Annotated in this window: 18 protein-coding genes; 2 read left to right on the top strand and 16 right to left on the bottom strand. The window is 40.3% G+C overall.

The genetic code is table 11. The features are described from left to right. Positions 1-7: 7 nt before the first annotated feature. From KFE98_01520 to KFE98_01505, 4 genes are all read right to left on the bottom strand, one after another. Complete coding sequence (locus KFE98_01520) at positions 8-796, bottom strand: hypothetical protein (GenBank protein UTW62864.1); 789 nt, start codon at positions 794-796, stop codon at positions 8-10. Positions 797-1,464: 668 nt separating this feature from the next. Beyond that, positions 1,465-2,553 carry a putative phage abortive infection protein gene (locus KFE98_01515; GenBank protein UTW62863.1) on the bottom strand — a complete coding sequence of 363 codons (1,089 nt, stop codon included), beginning with the start codon at positions 2,551-2,553 and terminating at the stop codon, positions 1,465-1,467. A gap of 301 nt (positions 2,554-2,854) precedes the next feature. Then, on the bottom strand, positions 2,855-4,693 hold the full coding sequence (locus KFE98_01510; protein UTW62862.1) for a T9SS type A sorting domain-containing protein: 1,839 nt from the start codon (positions 4,691-4,693) through the stop codon (positions 2,855-2,857). Between the two features lie 369 nt (positions 4,694-5,062). Further along, complete coding sequence (locus tag KFE98_01505; GenBank protein UTW62861.1) at positions 5,063-5,518, bottom strand: SMI1/KNR4 family protein; 456 nt, start codon at positions 5,516-5,518, stop codon at positions 5,063-5,065. Between the two features lie 424 nt (positions 5,519-5,942). Here KFE98_01505 and KFE98_01500 point away from each other — a divergent pair, with 424 nt between their 5' ends. Beyond that, positions 5,943-8,336: a T9SS type A sorting domain-containing protein gene (locus KFE98_01500; protein ID UTW62860.1), complete on the top strand. Its 2,394-nt coding sequence runs from the start codon at positions 5,943-5,945 to the stop codon at positions 8,334-8,336. Positions 8,337-8,804: 468 nt separating this feature from the next. On the opposite strand, the gene KFE98_01495 is transcribed toward KFE98_01500, so the two are convergent. From KFE98_01495 to KFE98_01455, 9 genes are all read right to left on the bottom strand, one after another. Then, positions 8,805-9,881, bottom strand: a complete 1,077-nt coding sequence (locus KFE98_01495) for a hypothetical protein (protein ID UTW62859.1) — start codon at positions 9,879-9,881, stop codon at positions 8,805-8,807. Between the two features lie 388 nt (positions 9,882-10,269). After that, positions 10,270-11,382 carry a metallophosphoesterase gene (locus tag KFE98_01490; GenBank protein ID UTW62858.1) on the bottom strand — a complete coding sequence of 371 codons (1,113 nt, stop codon included), beginning with the start codon at positions 11,380-11,382 and terminating at the stop codon, positions 10,270-10,272. Positions 11,383-11,732: 350 nt separating this feature from the next. After that, positions 11,733-12,413, bottom strand: coding sequence for a DUF4386 domain-containing protein (locus KFE98_01485; protein UTW62857.1), 681 nt, complete (start codon positions 12,411-12,413; stop codon positions 11,733-11,735). A gap of 44 nt (positions 12,414-12,457) precedes the next feature. After that, positions 12,458-13,042, bottom strand: coding sequence for a Crp/Fnr family transcriptional regulator (locus tag KFE98_01480; GenBank protein ID UTW62856.1), 585 nt, complete (start codon positions 13,040-13,042; stop codon positions 12,458-12,460). Next, the gene (locus KFE98_01475; GenBank protein ID UTW62855.1) at positions 13,039-13,479 is read right to left on the bottom strand and encodes a GNAT family N-acetyltransferase; all 441 of its coding nucleotides are present in this window, start codon (positions 13,477-13,479) and stop codon (positions 13,039-13,041) included. Before KFE98_01475 ends, KFE98_01480 begins: the two co-directional genes overlap by 4 nt. Positions 13,480-13,609: 130 nt before the next feature. Then, positions 13,610-14,011, bottom strand: a complete 402-nt coding sequence (locus KFE98_01470; protein UTW62854.1) for a DUF4345 domain-containing protein — start codon at positions 14,009-14,011, stop codon at positions 13,610-13,612. Positions 14,012-14,104: 93 nt separating this feature from the next. Continuing rightward, entirely contained in the window at positions 14,105-14,968 is an 864-nt protein-coding gene (locus tag KFE98_01465) for a helix-turn-helix transcriptional regulator (protein UTW62853.1), read from the bottom strand. Continuing rightward, positions 14,965-15,792 carry a GNAT family N-acetyltransferase gene (locus KFE98_01460; GenBank protein ID UTW62852.1) on the bottom strand — a complete coding sequence of 276 codons (828 nt, stop codon included), beginning with the start codon at positions 15,790-15,792 and terminating at the stop codon, positions 14,965-14,967. Before KFE98_01460 ends, KFE98_01465 begins: the two co-directional genes overlap by 4 nt. 295 nt (positions 15,793-16,087) lie before the next feature. Further along, complete coding sequence (locus KFE98_01455) at positions 16,088-16,693, bottom strand: response regulator transcription factor (GenBank protein UTW64614.1); 606 nt, start codon at positions 16,691-16,693, stop codon at positions 16,088-16,090. 1,656 nt (positions 16,694-18,349) lie between these two features. Here KFE98_01455 and KFE98_01450 point away from each other — a divergent pair. Then, entirely contained in the window at positions 18,350-20,452 is a 2,103-nt protein-coding gene (locus tag KFE98_01450) for a T9SS type A sorting domain-containing protein (GenBank protein ID UTW62851.1), read from the top strand. Positions 20,453-20,590: 138 nt separating this feature from the next. Here the strand turns inward: KFE98_01450 and KFE98_01445 are convergent, their stop codons facing one another. The 3 genes from KFE98_01445 to KFE98_01435 all read right to left on the bottom strand — a co-directional run bounded on the left by KFE98_01445 (position 20,591) and on the right by KFE98_01435 (position 23,039). Beyond that, positions 20,591-21,640: a hypothetical protein gene (locus tag KFE98_01445; protein ID UTW62850.1), complete on the bottom strand. Its 1,050-nt coding sequence runs from the start codon at positions 21,638-21,640 to the stop codon at positions 20,591-20,593. Positions 21,641-21,868: 228 nt separating this feature from the next. Continuing rightward, a complete protein-coding gene (locus KFE98_01440; GenBank protein UTW62849.1) occupies positions 21,869-22,222 on the bottom strand; it encodes a hypothetical protein in 354 nt (117 codons plus the stop codon). 1 nt (position 22,223) lies between these two features. Next, positions 22,224-23,039, bottom strand: coding sequence for a hypothetical protein (locus KFE98_01435; GenBank protein ID UTW62848.1), 816 nt, complete (start codon positions 23,037-23,039; stop codon positions 22,224-22,226). Positions 23,040-23,145: the final 106 nt, after the last annotated feature.

The following is a 23,145-nucleotide window of genomic DNA, read 5'->3' as shown; positions in this document are numbered from 1 at the left end:
TGCATTTTTACACCATGTTAGCTTCAGTTAAGTATTTTCTAATCAATTCAACCAATTTATTGATTTTCTCATTTTGATCAAGCTTGAAGAATTTTCTGCTTATTTTTTCACCTCTATCTAAGTAGTAATACTTTTCATCTTTGAGGTAGTACGATCGTCCTCTATATTTCATGTCTTTTCCCTTGTACACTTTAATTTGGGTTCCCTTTGGAAGGTATCTCCCCTTATTAGTAACTAGATAGAAATTTTCACTTAGATGATTTAGTGACTCCGTATTCTCCGAGAACGAGTATAGTAAGTCTTTAATTTGTTCTAGGTTCTCTGGATTTTCTTCAACCAGTGATAATTCTCGAAGTAACCTTTGAATACTCCACGCTGCGTATTCACCATAAACAGATTTGAAATTATAGTATTCAGCTTTTAGCGGGCTCTCTACAGAATTGCCTTTCAATGCAAGGTATATATCCTTACTTCTATATTCAACTAGTGTATCAGTCGCAAGTTGCAATATTTTAAATCTATGAACGACCTCATCTAAAAGTTTATTTTTTGTGAATAATCGCTGCCTCTCGAGATCTAATTGCTCTATTCGTTTAATTTCCTTTTCCCTAAAATAGTTGTATGAAAAGCTGATTCCACCAACCAAAATTGTAGATAACAAAAAAAGACCAAGGTTTGTATTGAAAAATGCAATCGCCCGATTTTGTTTTTTAGATTGATTCTGTAGCTCTTCCTTTGTTTCAAATCGCAGTCGCTCTTCTAGGATGATTTTATGTTTTTCTTCTTCAGACAGCATTATTAGTTATTGAAGCTAACGATTGTATAAAGACATGTCTCTATTTTTTCCATTGGAACCAATCGCGATTGTACTTTTAAAAAAGTGCTTTGTGATTTGTGCTGAGATGCACACTTCCACAGTTTAGTTCAAGCCTAAAATAACCATTTTTCAGAAAATGGGTTGCTGTAGTAGCTTGATCTACTCCTCTGAAAACAAACCAAATACCTCTTCCAATTCCACCATCTCAGGGTTCGACAACAGTCCCGCCGACTCCACAGCAAAAGCCCAGCTCGGATTTTCCGGGCTGGGCTTTTGAGTTTCGAGTGCGAGTGAAACCTGCGGTTTCGAACGAGTGCGCGGAGCTCAAAAGCCGGCCTGAAAGGCCAAAGGCTTTTGCTGTGTCTCTTTTACCAACGATCGGGATCAGGAGCGGAGCGACCATCCCAGATTCAAATTCGAGTGCGATTGAAACCTGCGGTTTCGAACGAGTACGCGGAACTCAAAAGCCGGCCTGAAGGGCCTGTGGCTTTTGCTGTGTTTCTATTTACCAACGACCGGGATCAGGAGCGCAGCGGGTAATCCCGGATTTCTGGACTTTCACGTTTATTATTCGGCTGATTCCTTTTGTCGAAAGAGGATAGTTTCGGCGTAATTGCAAACTACGATGAGTGAGGGGCAGTGGATCTTTATTCTTTCCAATCTTGAAATTCAAATAAAGGATCAATTTCCCTGTTTTCTTCTTTTAAATAACCACTGTCAAAATCAAATATTTCTTTGAGATTGACCTCTTCCATAATTAGTTCTTGGTATATGTTATGGATCATCCTGTAGTCGGTGAAGAATTTATTCTTTTCGTTGTTCCATTGTTTGCCAAAATCTGAAAGCCAATTATAAAAGAGCATAGCTTGTTCTTGATTTGACAGTTGTGCTCTTAGTATTCTTAAATATTTTCGTTTTTCATTGTAGGACAGCAACTCTTTATCTTGATTAACAACAAACTTTACAGTTTGATACAAGTGCCTATAATAATGAGCAAGTTGGGATGAATGTCCTTCGAATAAATCAAATCTCAAATTATCTTTTATTTGGATATTAGTCTCATGTTTAACAATATTGTCTATTGTTTTTGGTAAACCGGTAAAGTGATTCTTCTTGTGTTGCTCTTTTACATTATCGACTTCTTTGTAAAAGTCGTGAAGATCAAGGCTAGATTTTCTTAACCCATGAAAAAAGACCCCATAAGCCTCATTTACCCATATTTTAGGCTCTCGGTGAGGAAAGTGTTTTTTGGCAATCAAGTAGATAATTTCGAATTCAGATTTTAAAAAATCAAAAGCTTTTCGGCCACTAATTACCTTTTCCACTCTGTCTATACTGTTTTCTCTGTCTGATTTTTCCTGTATGTAAAGTTTTACTTCGTCTATTTGTATTTCATTCACATTGGCTTTATGTAGTTTAAGCATTTCATAGAATTGGTTTTCAAATTTGTTATAGTCAAGCTCTTGTCTAAACAAGTCTCTTTGTAGTCTATTCGCCTTAAACTGTATATAGAATGCAAGAAAGGTTAAGAATACGCCGGCTATTGCTATGAATGGGTTCATTATACCTCCAATGGTGTCTCCAATTGGTCCAGTCGTTGTGAAGTTAAATCCAAGAATGGTTTCCTGAACAAATATTATAGGTGAGAAAAAGGAAAATAGAATAACAACACCTGATATAATGAGAATAATCAATGATATGCCGTCAAGTTTGGTATTTTTATCTGTATCAGTCATGTGTTTTTTCTTAGGAAAACAATTAAATAAAGACAAGTTTTTATTTCCCTAATGGAAACAACTGTAGTCGCCTTATAAATAAATATTAGTGATCAGCGAGGAGTGAGTGTACCTCTTCACAGTTTAGCTCAAACCTAAAATATGGATTTTCTGGATTTTCTCATTTTTTATTCGGCAGATTCCTTTTGTCGAAGGAGGATAGTTTCGTCCTAATTATAAACTACGCCCATCAAGGGACAACAAAAAAAAAGACCATCCTTTCGAATGGCCTTCCTTTTATTCTCTACATTACGTCAAACCATCACTGAAGTATTATTCTTTCCGTGTTGATGTCATCGGAATAAGAACTCTGCCATCTGATCAAATAAAGGCCTCTGGGCAAATACTCTCCCAGATTAATCTCGGTTTTTGAATCGGATTGAACTTTGCCATCCATAATCAGGGTTCCGGTAGAATTCAGAATTTCATACTTAATCTCCTCTTTCTGGAGGTTTGACAAGGTAAACCTGCCTGAGGATGGATTTGGATAGATGCTCAGTTGGTTTTGATCTAATGATGAAGGATTAGTGTTTTCTGTTTGAAGTGCTACGGGATCGGAAGATCCTACTTTTCCACTTTCTTCGCAATAAGTATACACTTGCTTATGAGGTTGGTTGGTGAACTCATTGACATACCATATTTCACCATTCCCATTGACACTAATGGGGGACCCTATTTTACCCCTTACTCCACAACCTGTGATCGGAGCTGATTTCCATACTGAGCCATCCCAGTATAAGTTATGCATGTCGCGATTGATATCAAAGTACAGCACCTTTCCAATGGTATATTCCAGACCCATTCGATCAGATCCATAGGCATTGGGAGCACTTGCATTGACCACATACTGTTGGTAGGATAAAGGACCATCGATGGACCGAACCTTGTTATTCTGATCTACATAAAACAAATGTCCATCACCCTGGGCTATTTCACTGTTGTCTTTAACAAGCGGTGCAAAATTGTTGGCCACGTAGGAGTTCCACTGTCCGTTCCATTCGAAATAATGCACTTTGTCGTCGGAGCCTGTGTAATAAACCCTACCATTGTCTGCTAGTAGCAGATCAGAGTTGCTCCTAGCTGTAGGTGCTTGAATGTCCAGCGGCCCATGTTGCCAGGTGGGGCCGTAAATATTGCGAATTATTCCATCCGAGCCGACATAGAAAACCTTTCCGGTGCCATCTACGGCAATATGCGTGTTGTGCATGACGGGATGAGCGTTATTATTAACAGCACTATAGGTCCATCCGTTCGTTGCATTCCAGGTGGCTTTTGTAATTTTCTGTTGATTGTTTACAAAGTATATGCCCCCATCGGCCTCAACGAAATTGGTACCGTAGTTGGAAACAGGTGTCTCAGATCCCGGATTGCCCGTATTGCGGCAAAACGAATATTCATTGATCCAGGAACCATAAACATTGTACATCCGCCGATCACTGGTCCCAGCATCATTGGCGGCATAAAATACTTGCCAGCTATGGGCTTGTGATCCCAGAATACCATAGGTAGCATTTCCTCCGGAAGTCGATGTTAACGGATGGTCGTCATCGGTCATTCCTCCAAATGTTCCTTCGTCACTCCAACCGCAGTGATCATCCCAGATAATAGTGATATAGGCTGTATGTGATACATAAAGAACCGTTTTAGGCACTAATTGTACCTTGTAAAAAGTCACTTTGATCTTCGTTTGTCCGCACCATTTTGGATCGATATAGCTTTTATTTGTTTTGCCACGAAAATCTAACTTTCCCCGGTCCTTGAGTTGAATTTCATAACTCGAATTGTTGACATCCGGATCATCCAGATGGTTTCCGACATAGTAAAAGGAAGAGGACGAAGGAGATCGATAAAATAGATCCAGGTCGGTTAGAGGAACACCAGATACATACTCGTAAGCTACCCTGTATTCCTTGTTATCGGAAAACAATTCAAACCGGGTATCATAACTATTAAAAACCATAACTGAGGATCCTGGAGTCGACTTAGCGGTTATTATGTAATCCTCTTGAAACAGGTCAAATACGGTTATAGCCGCCTGCAAATTGGAAGCAAAAAAGGAGGCGCATAACATCAGCACCAGGTGAATTCTAAATGATTTCATTTTGAAAAAGATTGAGATGAGTGAATAAATTGATTACAACGTTGGGTGTAGTTTCTTCTTCCTTGGAAATCAATTGAAATCGTACCGTAATAATAAGTTCAATGTGATTGGTGCGGAGAGGAACACTTTCATAGTTTAGTTCGAACCTAAAGTAACCATTTCCTTGAAAGCGAGGAAAACTTAAAGTTGTGCTGAAAGACCAATGTTTTTTGCTGCGTCTCTATACCTAACGATCGGGATTAGGAGCGTAGCGAAATAATCCTATATCTTGAAATCAAGATTGGTGTCGTGTTGAAGAGAAATAGTTTCGTCGTAGTTATGAATTGCGACGAGGAAGGGATGAATTAATACATTGTTGTAACCGGCTTTTTAGTATTGATCTTCCATTGTTTTGTCCAACCATTCAATAAAATTTTTCCATTTATAATTTGGATCAGGTTCAATTCCTTTAATGTTATGGTCAAAAATTACAATGGGAAATTCAGATTCAGAACTACGATTGTCGAAACACCAAAAGTCTCCGTTCTCTTGCCTGAAAGGTGTCAGGTATTCAGGGAATTCCAATTCAGCATAATCCTTTACTAATTCTTCCAGGTTCATATAAGGTTCAAGTTCCTTATTCGCAAAACCAAATCCGTCAAATGCGAAATCTCCAATCGGAACTTCTTTGCAATATTTTAGCTGAAAGTCAATAAAGGACTTAGGATATTTACAGCTATATTTTTCAATCAGTTTGTTCAAATCCGCTTCATTCGGTTCAGGATAGTTCAATGGGAAAGCCGGTTCATGGCCAGAATATTTTTCTTTGATTTCTTGAAATGTCATTTTACTCAAATTGCGTACAAAAACAGTCTAAAGACAGGTCTTTATTTTCCTTTTGAATCAATCGTGATTGCGTGCTAAATAAGTTCTTTGTGGTTTATGCGGACGTTAAACCTTCACAGGTTTATAAAAAACCGAAGCAGGTGTTTTCCAGACAATGGATCTGCGAATTTTTATCCATACTCCTTTGTAACAAATTAAATACAAAATCTGAACACTTGATATCAGGGCGGTTCCATTCTAACTAGGAGGCAATTTGGCGAATTAGAATGTTATATCAATGTTGGAAGTGTAGTAATTCACGACTCAAAAATTGTGAAGATTTGGTTACCTATTTTTTATCCGATGATGGATTCATTTTGAATATAGTACATGGCCCCTTTTGAATTAATAGCTTATTTTGCTTAATGCTTTAAAACCAATTAAAATGAAAGTCCAACTATCTTTTCTTTTTATCATTCTATTCAGCTATTCACTGGCCCAAAAACCAATGCATAATTGGTCTCACACTATCAGTGGGACAAATGATGTCGAAGCGGGAAAAATAGTAGTTGATAAGAATGGAAATACTTATTCGGTAGGAAGTTTTTTAGGTAGCATTGATCTTGACCCTGGGCCTAATTCTCACATTTTAAATAGTGGGGCTCACAGTTTAAGGGATGATTCGTTTATTCAAAAAAAGGATCCAAACGGAAATTTAATTTGGGGAAAAAATATTGGAGGACCATATGGTCGCGTAATCGCATCTCACATTGCTTTGGACAGTCATGGTAATCTGTTCATCTACGGCAATTTTAGTTTTTTGGTTGATTTTGACCCAGACACATCCACATACTATTTGAATGCTGAGGCCCCGTTTGCAGATGCTTTTATATTGAAGTTGGACTCAAATTCCAAATTTACTTGGGTCAAAACATTTGGCTCAAAAGGATATGTCCGAACCTATGACGGAGGAATGAAACTGAATAATAGAGATGAGATTTATTTGTGTGGTGCTTTCAGAGATTCGATTGATATTGACCCTGATAGTAATAATTTGAAAAACCTTGTTTCGAATGGTAACCACGATGTTTTTGTTTCTAAATTGAAATCAGATGGAACCATTATTTGGGCAAAATCTTTTGGAGGAGCATTAGACGTTTATTCTTATGATATAGCAGTAGATCAAAAATCCAATTTATTTATATGCGGGGGCTTTGAAGGACAAGTAGATTTTGACCCTGGTTCTGGGCAGAATTTAGTTTTATCCAGAGGCCTGGAGGATGGATATATATGCGTTTTGGATTCAAATGGTGACTTCACAGATGTATCATTAATAGGGGGGAAGAATTCTGAACGCTGTAAGTCTATTGAATTGGATAATCGAAACAACTTAATTGCAGCAGGCTTTTTCAAAGATACCGTAGATTTTGACCCCGATACATCAAAAAACATAAAAATTGCTCGGGGAACTTCTGATTTGTTTCTTGTTGAATTTGATTCAGTTAGAAAACTGAATTGGGTGAAAACTATTGGAGGCCCCAAGATTGTAAACCCAAGTTTTATGGAAATTGATGAGAAAGACAACATCTATTTGACCGGAAAGTTCTATGGAACAGTGGATTTCGATCCAGATACTGGTATTTATACCCTTTCATCACCAATTAATAGAAGTAAGGACTTTATCGGAAAGTTTGACGCAAATGGGCAAATGTTATGGGTCTACTCTCTTGATGGTTATCATGCATACTTGGGTGGAATGACCCATGACCACGAGAAAAATATTTATCTTACAGGAAGCTTTCAGGGAAATTTCGATAGTGATCTTGGGCCCCAGACTAATTTTCTAAATAGTTTAAATACTTCTTCAAATGATGGATTCATAATAAAAATGGATACTTGTATTGGTGTTAGTTCAGTTCATCAAGCGACACAATGTGAGTCATTTTATTGGTCGGCCAATAAGAAGACTTATTACTCAAGTACCCAAAAGCCTGAAGTAATACTATCCAATAAATGGGGGTGTGATTCGGTTGTAAAACTTCATTTAACCATTTTAGATACTTCTTCTGGAGTAGATTCAGTAACTGCATGTGATGAATTCGTTTGGATTGACCAAAAAAAATATGTTAATGATAATAGCTCCGCCCAATTTGTTACGACGAATGCTCTTGGATGCGATTCATTGGTTAGTTTGAAATTAACCATTAACCGATCTTCAAAATTTGTAGACGAAATATCATCATGCACTCCAATAACCTGGCTCGATGGAAAAAATTATTCGGCCGATAACAGTGTTGCCACATATACTCTGATCAACCAATTTGGCTGTGATTCAGTTATACACTTGGATTTTGATTTTCAGGGCGTAGACGTTTCTTATTTCCGATCAGATTCTGTACTTGAAGTAATGGCTTTTTCAGCGAGTTATCAATGGTTTGATTGTCAAAACAATTTCTCCAGATTACTGAACGATACCCTCAAGTATTTTATTCCGAAACAAAATGGTAGTTATGCATGTGAAGTAACCGAGGGAATGTGCACTGACACTTCATCATGTTTCGAAATTAGAGGGCTATCGACAATGGATAATCTGAATAAGTTTAATGTTTCGGCTTATCCAAACCCAACTTCCGGTACAGTTACAATTGATCTAGGAAGCATAAATGATTATTCTATCGAAGTCTATAATATTGAGGGGCAATTAGTCCATTCCACTTCGTTAATTTCTGAAAGGTCTCATTCATTGCATTTGAATCAATCATCCGGATTATACATTATGAGGATTAAGGATGAAAAGGGAATAATTAGGATACCAATAATTGTCAATAAGTTTTTTTGAATAATCCTTTGCGTTGAAACGACTGATTTCTTAATAATCCAACGGATAGTTTCATGGAAGGCAAATCTCAAAACTAAGTCCTTCTGAAATTCCGATAAAGATGAAATTTTTTGGGTATCGCAATACCTTTAAAATTTTCTACTTTAATTTCATTGATTATTGCAATTGCGTACAACGACTGTCTAAAGACAGGTCTCTATTTTTCATTTTGAATGAATCGTGGTTGCGTGCTAAATAAGTTCTTTGTGGTTTATGCGGACGTCAAACCTTCATGGTTTAGAACAAAACTGAAAGTAGTTTTTTCCAAACAATGACAGGCGAATTTCTAACAAACGGCCGGGATCAAAAGCAAAGCGATATAACCAATACCTTAATTTAAAGATTGATCTCGCATTGAAACGAAATAGCTTCGTCATAGTCGAAAAGTACGACGAACAAGGGGATACCAAACCGAGATGAATAGAGTTATTATATTCTCGAAATCGGTTGATAACTGCATCTTAAACCGCCTCCGAAATAGTTTCCTTTCTTGAAGGGCATGGCATGTACTGTGATTCCCATGGCTTCCACCTGTTTGATGACTTCAGGAAAATGATCAATCATTAGAACGGTGGTTGGGTTCACAACTATTCCGTTTGTGGCCATAATTTGAGCCTTTTCGGGTTCAACCTCAACCCACTCTCTGTTTTTTAATTTGTTTGGCGCGGATTCAAAATCGATAAAATCACTTTTACATATTACACCTTGCTTCTCATTAATCAACATCATGGCACAATCTAAATGAAGAACATGGTGTGCTAATGGAATTTTGGTTACCGTATATTCATTTCCCAATGTTTCCCTTAACCACTCTATTCCCGCATCGTTTGAGGCATTTCCAGAGCATCCAACATACACGTCTTTTCCATCAACAAATACATCGCCACCTTCTAAGTACACATTGGTTTCTGGGTAGCCGGGTTTATTGGCAGGCATACAAATAACTTCACCTTTATAGTTTTGGGTTAGATCAAGAGCAATTCTTCGATAATTTGCCGTTTCCTGACGCCTTCCTTCAAAATTCATATTGGTGATGATAAATTTGTCTCCAATGGTTATGATTGGGTCTCGGCTGTAACACTGAGTGGTGGCTACTACGTTAAATTCCATCGGATCTGGTCTTCTGACTTTAACTCCTAATTCTTCAAGTTTGGAAACCAATCCTTCTTGTTCTTCGTGATACATTCGATCATCTTCAGGATAGAGTTCGAATAAATTTTTGTTTTCGCTTGCTTTCATATAACCCCATGCGGCATCTGGGATATATGGAAATCGATTTTTCATGGAAGTATCTATGGTTGGCGTGTTAAATGTCCCAACTATCCATCTACCAATCACAACCTCTTTTAATTGATTCCATTCATTCGGGTTGTTGATTTGCCCTGTTTTTTCCATTTCTGTTGCTGGATTTTCCTGTTTCTGTTCTTGTTGAATTCCTGACTCACAACCAATCAATAGAATCGATGTGCAAACTGTTAGAATTAACGGGTTCAATAGTTCTCTCATTTGTTATTGTTTTAATTACGCACAACGATCGGATAGGGACATGTCCTTATTTTTCCATCTGAATAAAATGCAATTGCAAGTTTTTTAAGCCCTTGTGATTTGTCAGGAAACCCGAACTTTTTACAGTTTAGATCCAACCTAAAATAATCATTTTGGGGTAATCAGAAATTGGAAGAGCGACGTTATCCCTTTGAAAACAAATCAAATACCCTTTTGTTTCTCCACTTCTGTGTTGGCAATCGTAAAGCCGACTTTACGGCAAAAACAGCTCAAAGGGCCAATGGCCATAGCTTTATCTCTTGTACCAACGACTGGGATCAATGATAAATCTCAATAACTCTGCGAGAAAAGCCTCCTTGGCCAAGCGATGGGCTTTTTTATAACCTCATCAATTGGGGTAGGTGTTCTTATTCTTTTCCCAGGTTAATACAGCTTCATCTCTTACCTTATTCTCATGAGCAGACATATCCTCGGTAAATGGCGAGCCTTTTTTTACTCCTTTAGTCACCAGGTGCACGGTGTTATCACTAAGGATATAGATCAGGGTATACCCGAAAAATTCAGCAGCCCCACTGCTTCCTCCATGACCGGCAACAATTTGATAGGTACCACCGCTACTTTCAGGCTGCCAACGTTGATAGTCGTGCTTGTGGGCCGCCAAAAAGGCTACTACATGTCCAGATTGCATTTCTGGCCATAGCACTGGTCCATCGGCAAATCCTTTGTGGCCTGTTTTAAATTGATCGTCTACATAATAGGGCTTGTGCCCGAGTACAAAAACGTGATCTACCTCGGAGCTCGATTGGTATTCTTTGATTTTAGCTGCTACCCAATCCGTATTGGTTCGCCCTTCTTCACCATGACTTCCATGGGAGTTGTAGGTATCGGTATTCATAATGATAAACCCAACTCTATTACGAATAAGTGAAAAAGTCATCTTTTGCACGATACTCGTATCGGCGATCGTATCTCTATCTGAAGGCATAAAACGACTCATGTGCTTTAGCCAAATCTTAGAGGCTCCGTACCAGGGCCATTCGTCTTGATCAGGGTCTCCACGATCTTTGTAATAAAGCATTTCGTGATTCCCGGGAACAACAACCATCTCAATTCCAGAGTTGGTTATTTTGCTGTAATTGGGATCATTGTACATGCCTACCCAGGCAGACAACTGATTGTCCATGGTGCTGGGATTTCGACTTAGCGAACGAACTATATCACCTAAAAAAAAGAAGGTTTTGGGTTGTGTAGACTCTTCAGAAATGTCGTTAAAAATTCTTCTCAGTACATTCACATTAGCGGTGGAGTGGTTGGAATGATCGCCGTCGCTTACTCGGTTGCAACCCACAAAGGCAAAGGTGAAAAGTGTATCTGGTGCTTGATTTCCGAGTACGGATTGGTTGGTTGTAGGGGTTGCAACAGGCACTTCTTCTGCATCTTTCTTGCAAGCCAAACAGGCCAGAATTAGGAGTGTCACAGTGGAGTAGAGGCAAGGTTTCATAGCATGTAGTTTAAGGATAAAGGCCTATAATTTTTGTACCCTTAAGGTGCAACTTAATTTAAAAGTAGCTACACGTATTTCTACCTGATTTTAATTCTATCTATCTTAAAACGAGGTAAATAGTTCTTTTAGTTCCTCAGCAAAAGAGTTTAAACTATCCCTCTTGGGATACACAATAAGAGCTAACTCAAAGGACCAATGATTTTACTGAATATCTTCTGCAACGGTCGAGATTAGATACAAAACTACACCTCCGTATATCCTGGAATTTCTTTGCTTGTTGGATTGATCGATTTCTTAGTATTGGCGAGATTGGTTCAATCGAAGTAGAAGATCATACTTAGTAAGGGCTATTCTCTAAAGCCTTTTACCTGGATCCCCCTGGTCAACAACCAAATGGCCAATACTATTTCCTGAATAACAAGCGGAGCTGACAGGAGTCCATACTCAGTGGAAACAACTTCAATGGATTGGAATAGGATAAGGATACTGGCCAATAATATCATTCCATTTCCTAAAAAGCCCCAGAGAGATAGCCATTTGGGAACTAATTTCTCCTTGTACAATAGCCAGTATAATAGGAGGTTCCCCAACCCGGTTGCCAGTATCACTCCTAGGTGATTGGTCAAATCCCGGGATAATCTTAGGAATTTTCCGAGGCTCACGCAAAGGGCAGGATTCATGGTGTCGGATTCTAAATATTCTTGGCTCAAAAGCACAAAAAGAGGAAGCAAAATGACTCCAATAAGTTGAAATGCGGCCGCCATGAATCGAAACCCAACAAACCCGGCCGAAAGGGTCTTATCATAATGCCTCAGAACGGAGTGGAGAAGAAGAGAGAACCCAACATAGATCGGTACTAAAAAGAATTGAAACAAGGCACCCGTGTAAACCTGATTCCGGTTAGGGTACACTTCTTCGAGGAAATTAGCCTTTTCTACAGAGGGAACTATACTCAGGAGACCAGATATTATTCCCAGGATGATCAATCCTCCCGCAACTCTTGCAATTTGTCTATCGTTGTAGCTCATGGGCCAAAAGTAGAGGCCCATTTTTCCTAATCCATTGACTCTGGTTAAGTAATCACTCTTTTACTCACTATCCTTTTTCTAATGCGACTCAGGGATTCGGGTTTTATTCCCAGGTAACTGGCGATTTGATGTTGAGGTACTCTTTGGATGAGGTCTGGTCTGTTTTTCAATAGATCCAAATAACGATCTTCAGGTGTGGATGTTTTGTACCGAGAAAATGACTCACGCTGGCCTATAATGATGGTCTCCGCAATAACTCTTGAAAGGGACTCCAAGGCCGGGTACTTTTTGAATGACTCCTGTTCTAATTCAGGATTTCCAATACTTACCAGGGTATCTTCTATGCATTCTAAATAGCAATTGGACGGGGTAGATTTTCCAAAATTTGAAGGCACAACAGATTGTTCTTCGGTATAAAATTCCGTCGTTATTTCTTCGCCATCCTTAAGGTAGTAACTCCGGATGCAGCCCTTCAGTATGAAATAGCATTCGTTTGAATAAGATCCTTCTTTGAGTAAAGTACTTCCTTTTTCAAAACTCTTAATAAATGTGCATTCTGAAATCGCAGTCTCCAATTCTTCGTTGATCTCCGTGTATTTGGAGAGGTATTTTAGAATCTGATTTTTCATGGTTTAAACATTTCCATCTCGTAAAGATCTAACCCAATTCCCCAATAGTCCTTTTCCATTCGAATCGTTTTAAACCCAAATTGCTCGAAAAACTTATGGGCCAATTGAGAGGTAGTTACTCTGTGTTTTTTCACCCGTTCGTCTTTGGCTAATAGGCTAAGGCAATGTTTTACTGCCGCGCGACCAAGTCCTTTTCTGGTATGCTCGGGAGCAAAGAATATCCAGGTAATGCTTCCGCTTTTCTCTGATTCATTTACATAATAACCTGTACCACCTACAATTTCTTGCTCTTGCCAATACGTAAAATAGGTGTCTCCATTTTGAGCCAAATATTGCTCGAAATCATGGGTTTCCTTTTCGTCAAAGTACTTGGGAACGTTGAGTTTGAAAACCGCGATCAACTTCTTATGATCTTCTGCTCTATACGGTTTTATCATCCGTTGTGTTATTGTTGTAATGCTCTATTAAATCAGGAATTTGGCTATTCACCCAAAATACACAAAATGAGCTCAGAGGAAATAATTAATAGAACAAATTGATTCTTCCGGAGTTCTGCAAGTGTCGAAGCTATGCAGGTAGTTGACTTGAAACTCTACGCATCAAAATCAAAGCTCCTATCCCAAAAACCAATTCCAAAAACATGGCATAGAATAGACCATCAGCTGGTCGACCATCGACGAAATAGCTGAACACCCGTCCCAATCCGTAAGACATAAAAAATAGAGCGGTAATTAGTAGGGCTAAGTAATGCCAACTGGCTCGGAATGCGCCGATCAAGATAAGAATGCTGGCTGATAGAATGGCGGTGCCAGGTGCCCGGGTTTCACTGAGCAAACTGATGTTACCCTCCAGAATGATGTTGTTTTGAGCTTGCAATGCAATGGGAAAAAAGACCAGGTTGATTCCGACATAGAGTCCCACAATGGCGGTCAAAATGAGGAATACTTTTACGATAACTGAAGTTTTCATTTGTATAAAGATTTAATAAATATTCAGCTACAAATGTGATGGGATGGGAGGGGAACTACTTGTTTGAAACGATCTTTGATTTGTTCCAAAAATCTACTTAGAAAGCTCGCTGGGACGAAAGCCGTATTTTTTGAAAAAGACGTTGGAGAAAGAACTCAGGCTTTCGTAGCCAACAAACCAAGCCACTTCCTGTACAGACATCTCCTTTTGACTCAGTAGTTGATGCGCTTTCTGTAAGCGTTGATTTTGAAGGTACTTGAAAACGGGTACACCAAAGATCTGCTTGAAGTTCTTTTGCAGCTTGCCGCTGTTCATTCCGATCAATTTGGAGAGTTCATTTAGGGTAGGAGGTTGATCCAGGTTTTGAACCATTATTTCTTCTGCCTGAATAACTTTTTTACGTTCGTCATCAGCAATGATTTCAGTTTCGGACTGAGGTGAGGTAGCTTGAGCGAAGTAATGAGATAACAACTCAATTACCTGACTTTTTAGGAACAATAACCGCGTGGTATCTCGAAACTGGGTTTCGAAAATTTTGGTAATGGCTGTCTGCATTTCCGGGGTCATTAAAATCTGTGGCCCCACTGCGAAATCCTGGGAGGAGGATAACAAACCCGCTAACTGGGAGGCATACAACTCCTTCTCATGAACGGGCAGTTTTTGGATGTTTTCGATCGTCGAAAAAATACTGATGTTTCGCAAGGGTTCGGCTTGAAAAATGCGATGTGCGAACTGCACACCCTGAGCGCCAAAGAAGGAAAAAGCCTTTCCTTTTTTACTGCTTAACAACTGCGTCGATGATCCATAGGTAACTTCCATTTCGACGGAACCAGAACCATAAAAGGTGATTCCAATCACATCATCTTCGAGCTGACACCGGGTTATCTCCGCCTCGAGTGCGTCGGTGGTATCGATCAGGACAATAAAGCCGTCTATTTCGATGAGGTCTGTGGTCATAGTTTTATTTCCATTTCCATCTCGTACTGGTCAACGGTGTTGGTTAATCCAATGGCGAGAAGTGCCGCTTTTTTGTCTGTTAGCCTGGTGTCCACATTGTTTACCTTCATCGTATCAGAAAAATGCTGAATTCCCTTAAAGAGTCTATTCCAGGCTTCGTGGTCTGTGGACAACAAGTCCAATTGGGACAGGTAATGAAGTGCGGGGTTGATGATAAAAAAGGACTCTACTTTACCCTTATGAATTACTTCGAAAAAGCGGTAGTTCCCTTTTACAATCGATTCTTTTTGATTGTCCCAGGAATAGAATTCCTGATGGGGGAGATGGTCCCATTTAACTTCTGACAAGGGGACTTCCTTTAGCTCCGGTTCGATGGGATAATCCAGGTCAATTGTACCCTGGAAACACTGAAACTCTTTGCACTTTTTGAACCCTATAGCCTCATAGAGTTTAATGGCGATTTCGTTTTTAGTAATGACCTCCAACACGCTATGCTCAATACCCTGTTGCGCCAAGTCTTTTAGGGCATGCGTATAAATGGAAGCGACAATTCTTTGGCCCCGGTAAGCCGGAATGACTCCGGTACCCGTATTAAAGGCGGTTAGTTTCCCATTCCTTCGATCTATGGCGTGGATGATAAATCCAACCAGTTTTTCACCATCAAACATGCCGTAGGAGCAATCGAAATTGACTCCGGCAGCTTTCCATCGTTGTTTATAAAACGCTTTGTCGGTGGGCAGTGAAACAAAGTAGTTTTCAAACGCCTCCAAAAAGCAGTCGAGAATATTGTCGATAGAGGAGGAGGAAAGATTCTTTACAGTCATTTTGGAGTAAAGCGAATTTGACGATGGAAAGTTAAACTTGTTTTCCCATGGGAACCAATAATCTGGAGGGGAAAGATGCAGCGATATGGTTTATAGCAAACTCAAATGTCCTTTCAGCATCTCACGTTTCCCGTGGACGTCGGTAAATTCAATGATCCAGAAATAAGTTCCGACGGTTAGGTTTTACTTAGTAACCCATACCGATTATTGGAGCGCGGTGTTGGCGTTGAGAAGCTGTTTTCATCCAAGCACTAAGCAGATAAGGACTGGGGTAAATCCGTTTTTGGACGATTCTTTACGCGGCACCAACTTCGGAAATACCGGTGGCCACTTTTACGGCCTGTACCCGATTGTTTACTTCCAGTTTCGAATAGATATTCTTTAAATGGGTACCTACCGTATTGGTGGAAACGAAAAGTTCTTGGGCAATTTCAACGTTACTTTTTCCCAATGCTAATTGGGTTAGTACATCGCGTTCCCGGGAGGTTAAAGGCGTTTTTAGGTAGCGATTCAAGTGGTCCAGATTTAGGGAAGGGCTATCCGCTTTTTTAGATTGAGTAAGCATCTCATTAACCTGGTGTTGCAAATCATCCAATTTCTCCTGATAGGCATGAATTTCGGCCTCGGCTGCGGCAGCCTCTTTTTTTCTTTTTTCTTTCAGGCTTTTCATTCGCCAATAGGCCAAAGCCACAGCGCTGATTAAGACCAGAGCCAGAATCAAAAAGACATAGCGTTCCATCCATTTCATTTGACCCAATTCCTGAATCTTCTTTTCAGATATTTCTAACTCCTCCTGCTTGCCTTTTTCAACCAATACCTTTTCGATCTCACTTTCAGATAAGCTGTCCTTCAGTTGATTGGAGAATTTGAGCATTTCAAAAGCCCGATCGGCGTCTCCCATCTCGTGCAAGAGGTCAGACAATTCCCGGCTCACATTTTCCATGTGCTGGAGGTACTGCAGATCCCGGTAAATGTTCAAGGCATCTTCCATGTTTTGCACAGCCAGTGGGTATTCCTTTAGCCTTCGGTGCAACCTTCCCTTGAGGTGTAGGGTCATGGCATAAAAAGTGGGATAACCCGTTCGATCTCCGGCCGTTAAGGCTTGTTCGAAATAAAACATGGCTGAATCCAGCTGATTTAAATGAGTAAACTGACCCGCAATGTTGGAATAGGTCATCGAGGCTACCCAGGGTCCCATCTGATGTTTTTGGATGAGCTGCAGTGACTTTTGGTGGTATAGCAGACTCTCCTGATGGTTCTTTTCATGGGAATACAGAAAAGCCTTACGATGGTAGATTTTGGCTTGTATTTCTACGTTTTGTAATTGTTTATTCCTCTCTTCGGCTTCCCCAAAATACTTGAGGGCAATGTCGTTTCTTTTTTGGTGGGTATAGAGTCCTCCAATTTCCAGCAGGGTTTTGGTTTCGTTAATCATATCACCGGATTCCCGATACAGCTCTAATGAACGATCGTAGAATTGAATAGACTCTTCTACATTACCTATTTTTTCATAACGTATGGCCAACATGCGAGCACAATAGGCTTTCCAAAAAGTCAATTCGTCGGTTTCCAGTGAATTCCAGGCCTGTTGAAACTGAAATAAGGCGCTGTCTACCTCTCCATTTACAACGAAGTAAGAACCCAGGGTAATGCGGTCAATGGCCTGGGCCCGATCTGAAGGAGTAGCACCCAAATGGTCCTCAACCCGACCGACAAGGTGGGGGAGCGAATCCCTCAAGCCCATCTGGTGATAGGCAGAAAATAGGCCATGCAGGCATTCAGCTTCTTTTTGAGAAGCTGGTGTGCGCATCACTTGAAGAGCGGCCCGATATTGCTCCACTGCCAGAGGCAATTTGGATTGGTCGAGGTACCACCGGCCAAGTAACTCGTAGCCTCTCACTTGAAAGTCGTTGGCTTCCTCGGGAGTAATATCTTTCCCATAGGTAGCGTCTTCGAGCTTTTGTTGCAGTTCTAGGTGAAGCCTTAGAATTTGATTTTTCTTTACCACTGATGATTGGCGAAGGGTTTTGGCAAATTCAGTGAAATCTCGGTCCAGCGACTCCGTAGATTGAGCTCCACCATCCGGAAGAAGGAGGCAGGAGAATACCAGAAAAAAGAACAGTTTTTTAATCCACTTTTTGGCGACAAAAGGCATAAAGTACTCTTTAGGCAATTTGAGTTTTACAATTCGATTAAGCGCGGTGAACGAATGGAAATCCGACCCCATGAATCCCAGATTACGAACCTAATTAATATTCCGTGACCCTGATTTTGAATTCCACAAAGGGTAGGCGATTTCCCTTTTTGTGTTTTGGCGGCGACTCCTCAACACGGGTGTTTGCTTCCCTCGTTCATGGAGGGTGAACCGGCCTAAACAAGGGAGGTTGGGTCCTTCACCTAAATAGGTGATTTTGCTGCGTGAACCCCGGAATTCACGCGAACGGGTGAACTCGATTCCATGCTTTTTGGGAATGTTTGATCCCGGAATAAATTCAATAAATCAGAAGGAGGGTCTTCTTCGCCGAGTCGATCTTCTTGAAACCCTTAACGCTATTTTATGAAAAACCTAATTCATGTATTCCTGCTCTCGGGAATTCTATTGCTTTCAGGAGGATCCTGGAACGAAATATCTGCCCAGTGCACTCCGGGCATTGGCGCTGTAAATGTATATGGTGCTCAAACCTGGACGGCTGGTAGTGTACCACCTTTAGCTCTTACCTATGGGGTGATCGTTAATCCTGGTGCTACTCTAACCATTATGTCTACTACTCTTCCTTTTCAGCCTGGTGCTTGCATCCATGTAAAGGAAGGAGGACAGCTTAAGCTCTTTTATGCCAACCTCAAATCGGCTTCGTCGACGGCCTTGTGGAAGGGGATTAAAGTGGATGGTAATACCAATTTAACCGGTCCGGTTCCTACTGCCGTTTTGGCCAGTCAATCGACTATTCAGCAAGCGGTCATTGGAGTGGATATGCAATCTTCTACGGTAGCCCGAGCACAAAAAATTGTAGCGCTCAAAACCGATTTTATGAATAATGTATTAGGCGTTAGATTGGTAAACCCAGCAGGACCTATCCGCAACAATGAGAGTCGTTTCGAGCATTGTGGTTTCGTTACCGATTTGGATGCTTCAGACATGCATATTGAAGCCCAATTTGTGAATACGGTGAGGGTGGAATCTTCTTCTTTCTTAGAAGTAGGAGCAGCTGTAAATGGTATCTATGCTTTTAGCGCTTATCGCTGTTCTGGTTTGCGCGTCACCGGTACCGTTAATGATCCATCATCCTTCCGTACCCGTGGTGGCGTTCGTTGGCACACGGTATCCAAAAGTAGCATCACCCATTCGCTTTGCGTTCAGAATAAGTTCTATGCCTTTGACTTAAACCATTGTGAAGACATTCAGATTCACTACAACGAAATCGTTGACCCCCAGGGCTATGGAGTTAAATTGGATCATTCCCATGGCTATACGGTAACCAACAACCGATTTGAAGGAAACATTTCAGATGGTTCCACCGGATTGATCATCGCTCATACGGGTAACACCGCAGAAATGGTGAGCAAAAATGACTTTCAACATTGGGTAAGAGGAATTCATGCCTTGGCCGAAAATCCAAGACTTAAGTTTTCATGCAACACATTTTCCAACAACAATTACCACATCTATGCACAGCAAACGGTGTTGGGCATTGCGGCCATGGACCCAGATCAATATGGAACCAACACCCTGGGTTTAGTGGACTTGTTCAACAAGTTCAACAATGCTTTTCTGTATGACATCTATGTGACTACCCCAGGAGGCTCTATCGTTTACGATTATGCTGTGGCCTCAGGCGTTTCCGGAGCAGCTCCTCCAACGACTGTGTATGGAATTGGTCTCCCACCAGCTGTAATGGTTGGATACTGCCCCACTCCCGATATCCCAGATTTGGGTACTGGCGGAGGCGGAGGAGCTACCACCATGATCGATGGATTGGATGACTTAAACGAAGATACCCGCACCTACGAAGAGTATGTGCTATCAAGAGCCAATGGTGCTCACCCAACCGATCAATTTCGTCAGGTTGATTTAGCCATGTACGAGGGAAATTGGAATAAGGCTGCCGACATTCTACGCGCTATCCCAAGCAAATGCACGCTGGAAGAAATGGACAAAGAACTCTACGAAAACCACATGGAAGTGTATGGAATTGCGATTCGTAATGCGCAGAAAAATGGTGGTTTCATCTCTCTTAACAACGATGAAATTGCTCAGATGAAAGTATTGCATGAACAAGAACTTCAGTGGTCCAAAAGCCTAAGCGAACGTGATCAGCAGGAGTGGACCCCGTCACAAACCTTTGGAGGATCGTTTATCTCTGAAATGAAAATGAGTTATGATGGGGCTCTTAACAGTGAAGAATTGGCTCAGAAGCAAGAGACTGACCAATTCTCACTGTTTCCTAATCCCGCAGACGATCGGTTGATTATTAGCCTCAATGGTAGCTATGATGGACCGGCCCAGGTGGTAGTCATGAACCTCGAAGGTCAAGTGGTGTTCCAGGATTCATTTGAGGGTCACCGCACCCAAATTGATATCAGTGAGTTCCCTGCTGGTTATTACCTGTGTAAGGTTACCCAAAACGGGCACCAGCAAACTGAAAAACTCATTATCCGCTAGCCTAGGAGAAAGACCACCATTATTGGGTCCCATCCATTCGCGGAAGAGCCGGTCATTTGATCGGCTCTTTTTTTTGATTATTCCAGGTATTCAATGGTTTAAACATATGAAGCCGCGGGAGAAATTCTTGAGTTATTGCTATAAACCGTCGATAATGTCTATGTCTTCACCAAGGGTAAGCCTGCCGTCCATTAATTTAAATAATGAAATACCATTGATCAACATCTCAAAATCCTTTTGATCTATTAAGCCCTCTGAAATTAGCTCCCTAAGAAGATTTTTTCTTTTGATGAAATAGTCAAGTTTTCTCTCCTGATTTTCAATATACTTTCTTTCAACATCTAGTTTCAAAGATTCTTGCTCGTATTGTTTAATTTTCTTGTATTCAGGTGATTGTTTTTCCAGTAGCTCTTCTTTTCGAATATTTGTGTCTACCTGATTCTTGGTAGCCTCAGTTCGAAATTTCTCCGATTCATTGAAATCCTTTTCGAGCTTATCTTTTGCTGCTTTTACAGTCGAATTCAATATTTCCTTAACTTCATCTTTGCTTGAAACGTCATCAAAAACAGCCTTTAATTTAACCTTAATTGAACCGATTTTGATGTCTTCTAATGTAATTCGGACACCTTCAATTGTATTAAGCGATTCGATGAAAAGATGAATAAATTCAAGAGGTTTGTGTCTTTCATTTATATCAACATCAAAATTCAATTCAAAAATCCATTCAAGGGTTTCATTTTCAGGCTCTTCGATACTGCTAAGCACTTTATGGTAAGCTATTTTAAGCGCCTCGGTAGTGAATGTCTTTTTATCAACATTATTATAGTTTAAATGATTGCTTAATAGGAGAGAGCTAAGGTTGATATGCTCTTTTGAGGATAAATTTAAAACTAGATTTTTTATACTTTTTATGTCCTCATTGAGAGAGTTTTTTATCTGCGATCCATCTTTTTCGAATATTGTTAAACTGGCACTTATTGCTTGATATATCACCTTTGATTTACTCGCATCTTTTTCTGAGAAATCCTGATATTTTCTTTCAATAAATAAAATTGTCTTTTCAATTTCTTCTTTGTTCCCTTTCAAGGATCCTTCAAGGCTTAGTCTCTCAACTTTGGCCATGATTTCGTTGAAAGGATTACGGCCATCTCCAATTTCTAAGGTTTCGAGGTCAATGATAGCGTTCATTTTAAATGGATTTATAGGTTCATATTTACTTGTGACGACGTCCCATCTTATCAAAAAGTAATCGACGAATTGATGCAGAATCTTCAATCCAATTAGGTCACATCGGTAATTTAAAATGTTCTATTGAATGCCGAGAGTGGCGCTTCCAACAGTTTAGTTCAAGCCCAAATTAAGAAATTTTGCTGATGGGCATTGTACATTCAAGCATATGGAATTACGATAGAAAGGTTAAGGTTCCACAAACTCCGAATCTTTCTCTTGTCTTTTTTGGGCCTTTTTTTCCTCTCGTCTTTTGAGGTATTGCTCCCTGTCATAACGCTTATAGGAATACGGGCGTCTTCCTTTAATTACGTACCAGGAATGGCCGTTGTCGTCGGCAATAACCAAAACATCATCAGTGGTTACAGAATAGGTTCTGCCATCGGGTTTATTCATTTTTTTGAATCGGATGTAGAAGGCATTGGTATCCTGAATATGACAGTAAATGGGTTTATGTTTCTTGTCTCGAAGATAGATCGTGTCTTGGCCAAAGCAGGATAATCCTGTGGTTAAAAAGACGAGTATGCAAATCCACTTTTCCATCTTAAAAATGAACAATTAGGTTGAGGTTATGACTTAATGACCAGGTGTTGAATTCTTCTTGCCAGAAATAGATTCTTAGGCCCGGAGCGGCTTCTGCGCCAATGGACATCCATGGATTCATTCGGATCATAATTCCGGCTCTTACATTGAGGTTGAGGTAGTTCGAATTTTGAGGAGAAGGGAACACTCCGATTCGTCCCGACTTATCGTGGAAATTGGTTAGGTAGGTATCGCTAAAGGAGATGTTACCTACTTCAATACCTGGCCCGGTAAAGAACTGAATAAGGGCATTGGGCTTTTTAATCGGATAGACCAGCATCGTGGCACCCACTGCAAACCTTTTTCGAATATCAAACTCATTGGCTTGGGCTTGCTTCCAACCCCATCCGTAAGTAACAGGAAATTCGATGGCCAGATGGTTGGTCAATCGTCTTTGGTAAGTGATTTCTGCGGTTTGAGCCAGAAGCAGAAAGAGGTTGGCTTTTACCAGGTTTTTAGGTGTCTGATTCCATTCTTTTTCCTCCTTTTGGATTCTTTCCTGACCGATTATAGGGCGGTAGTCTTCATTGAAGATTTTGTAGTCTCCCGATTGGTAGATCACCAAGGCCACATCTTGTTTGGCCATTTTTACGGTGTCTGAAGAGCCTGACTCCAGGTAATAGACCATCCCTTTCTCTCGCCCGATAAAGGTTCCGGTTACCTTTTCACCATTGGCCAGGAATATTCGATCCTGACTGAATCCGGAGAATCCTGAAAAAATCAGAATGAACCAAATGAGGTGATTCAAAAGAGGGGGTATGGGAAATCTGGTTTGCATGATGGGGTTTAGGTAAGCTAAAAATAATGAAAAGTAAGGATTCGGCCTTCGTTTCATTCCTAAAGTACGAGAAATTCCCCTCTCTAGTATCTGCCAATTTTTAAGC

The organism is bacterium SCSIO 12741, from assembly GCA_024398055.1.
Taxonomy (GTDB): domain Bacteria; phylum Bacteroidota; class Bacteroidia; order Flavobacteriales_G; family Salibacteraceae; genus SCSIO-12741.
This window is presented reverse-complemented; position numbering and strand designations above follow the sequence as displayed.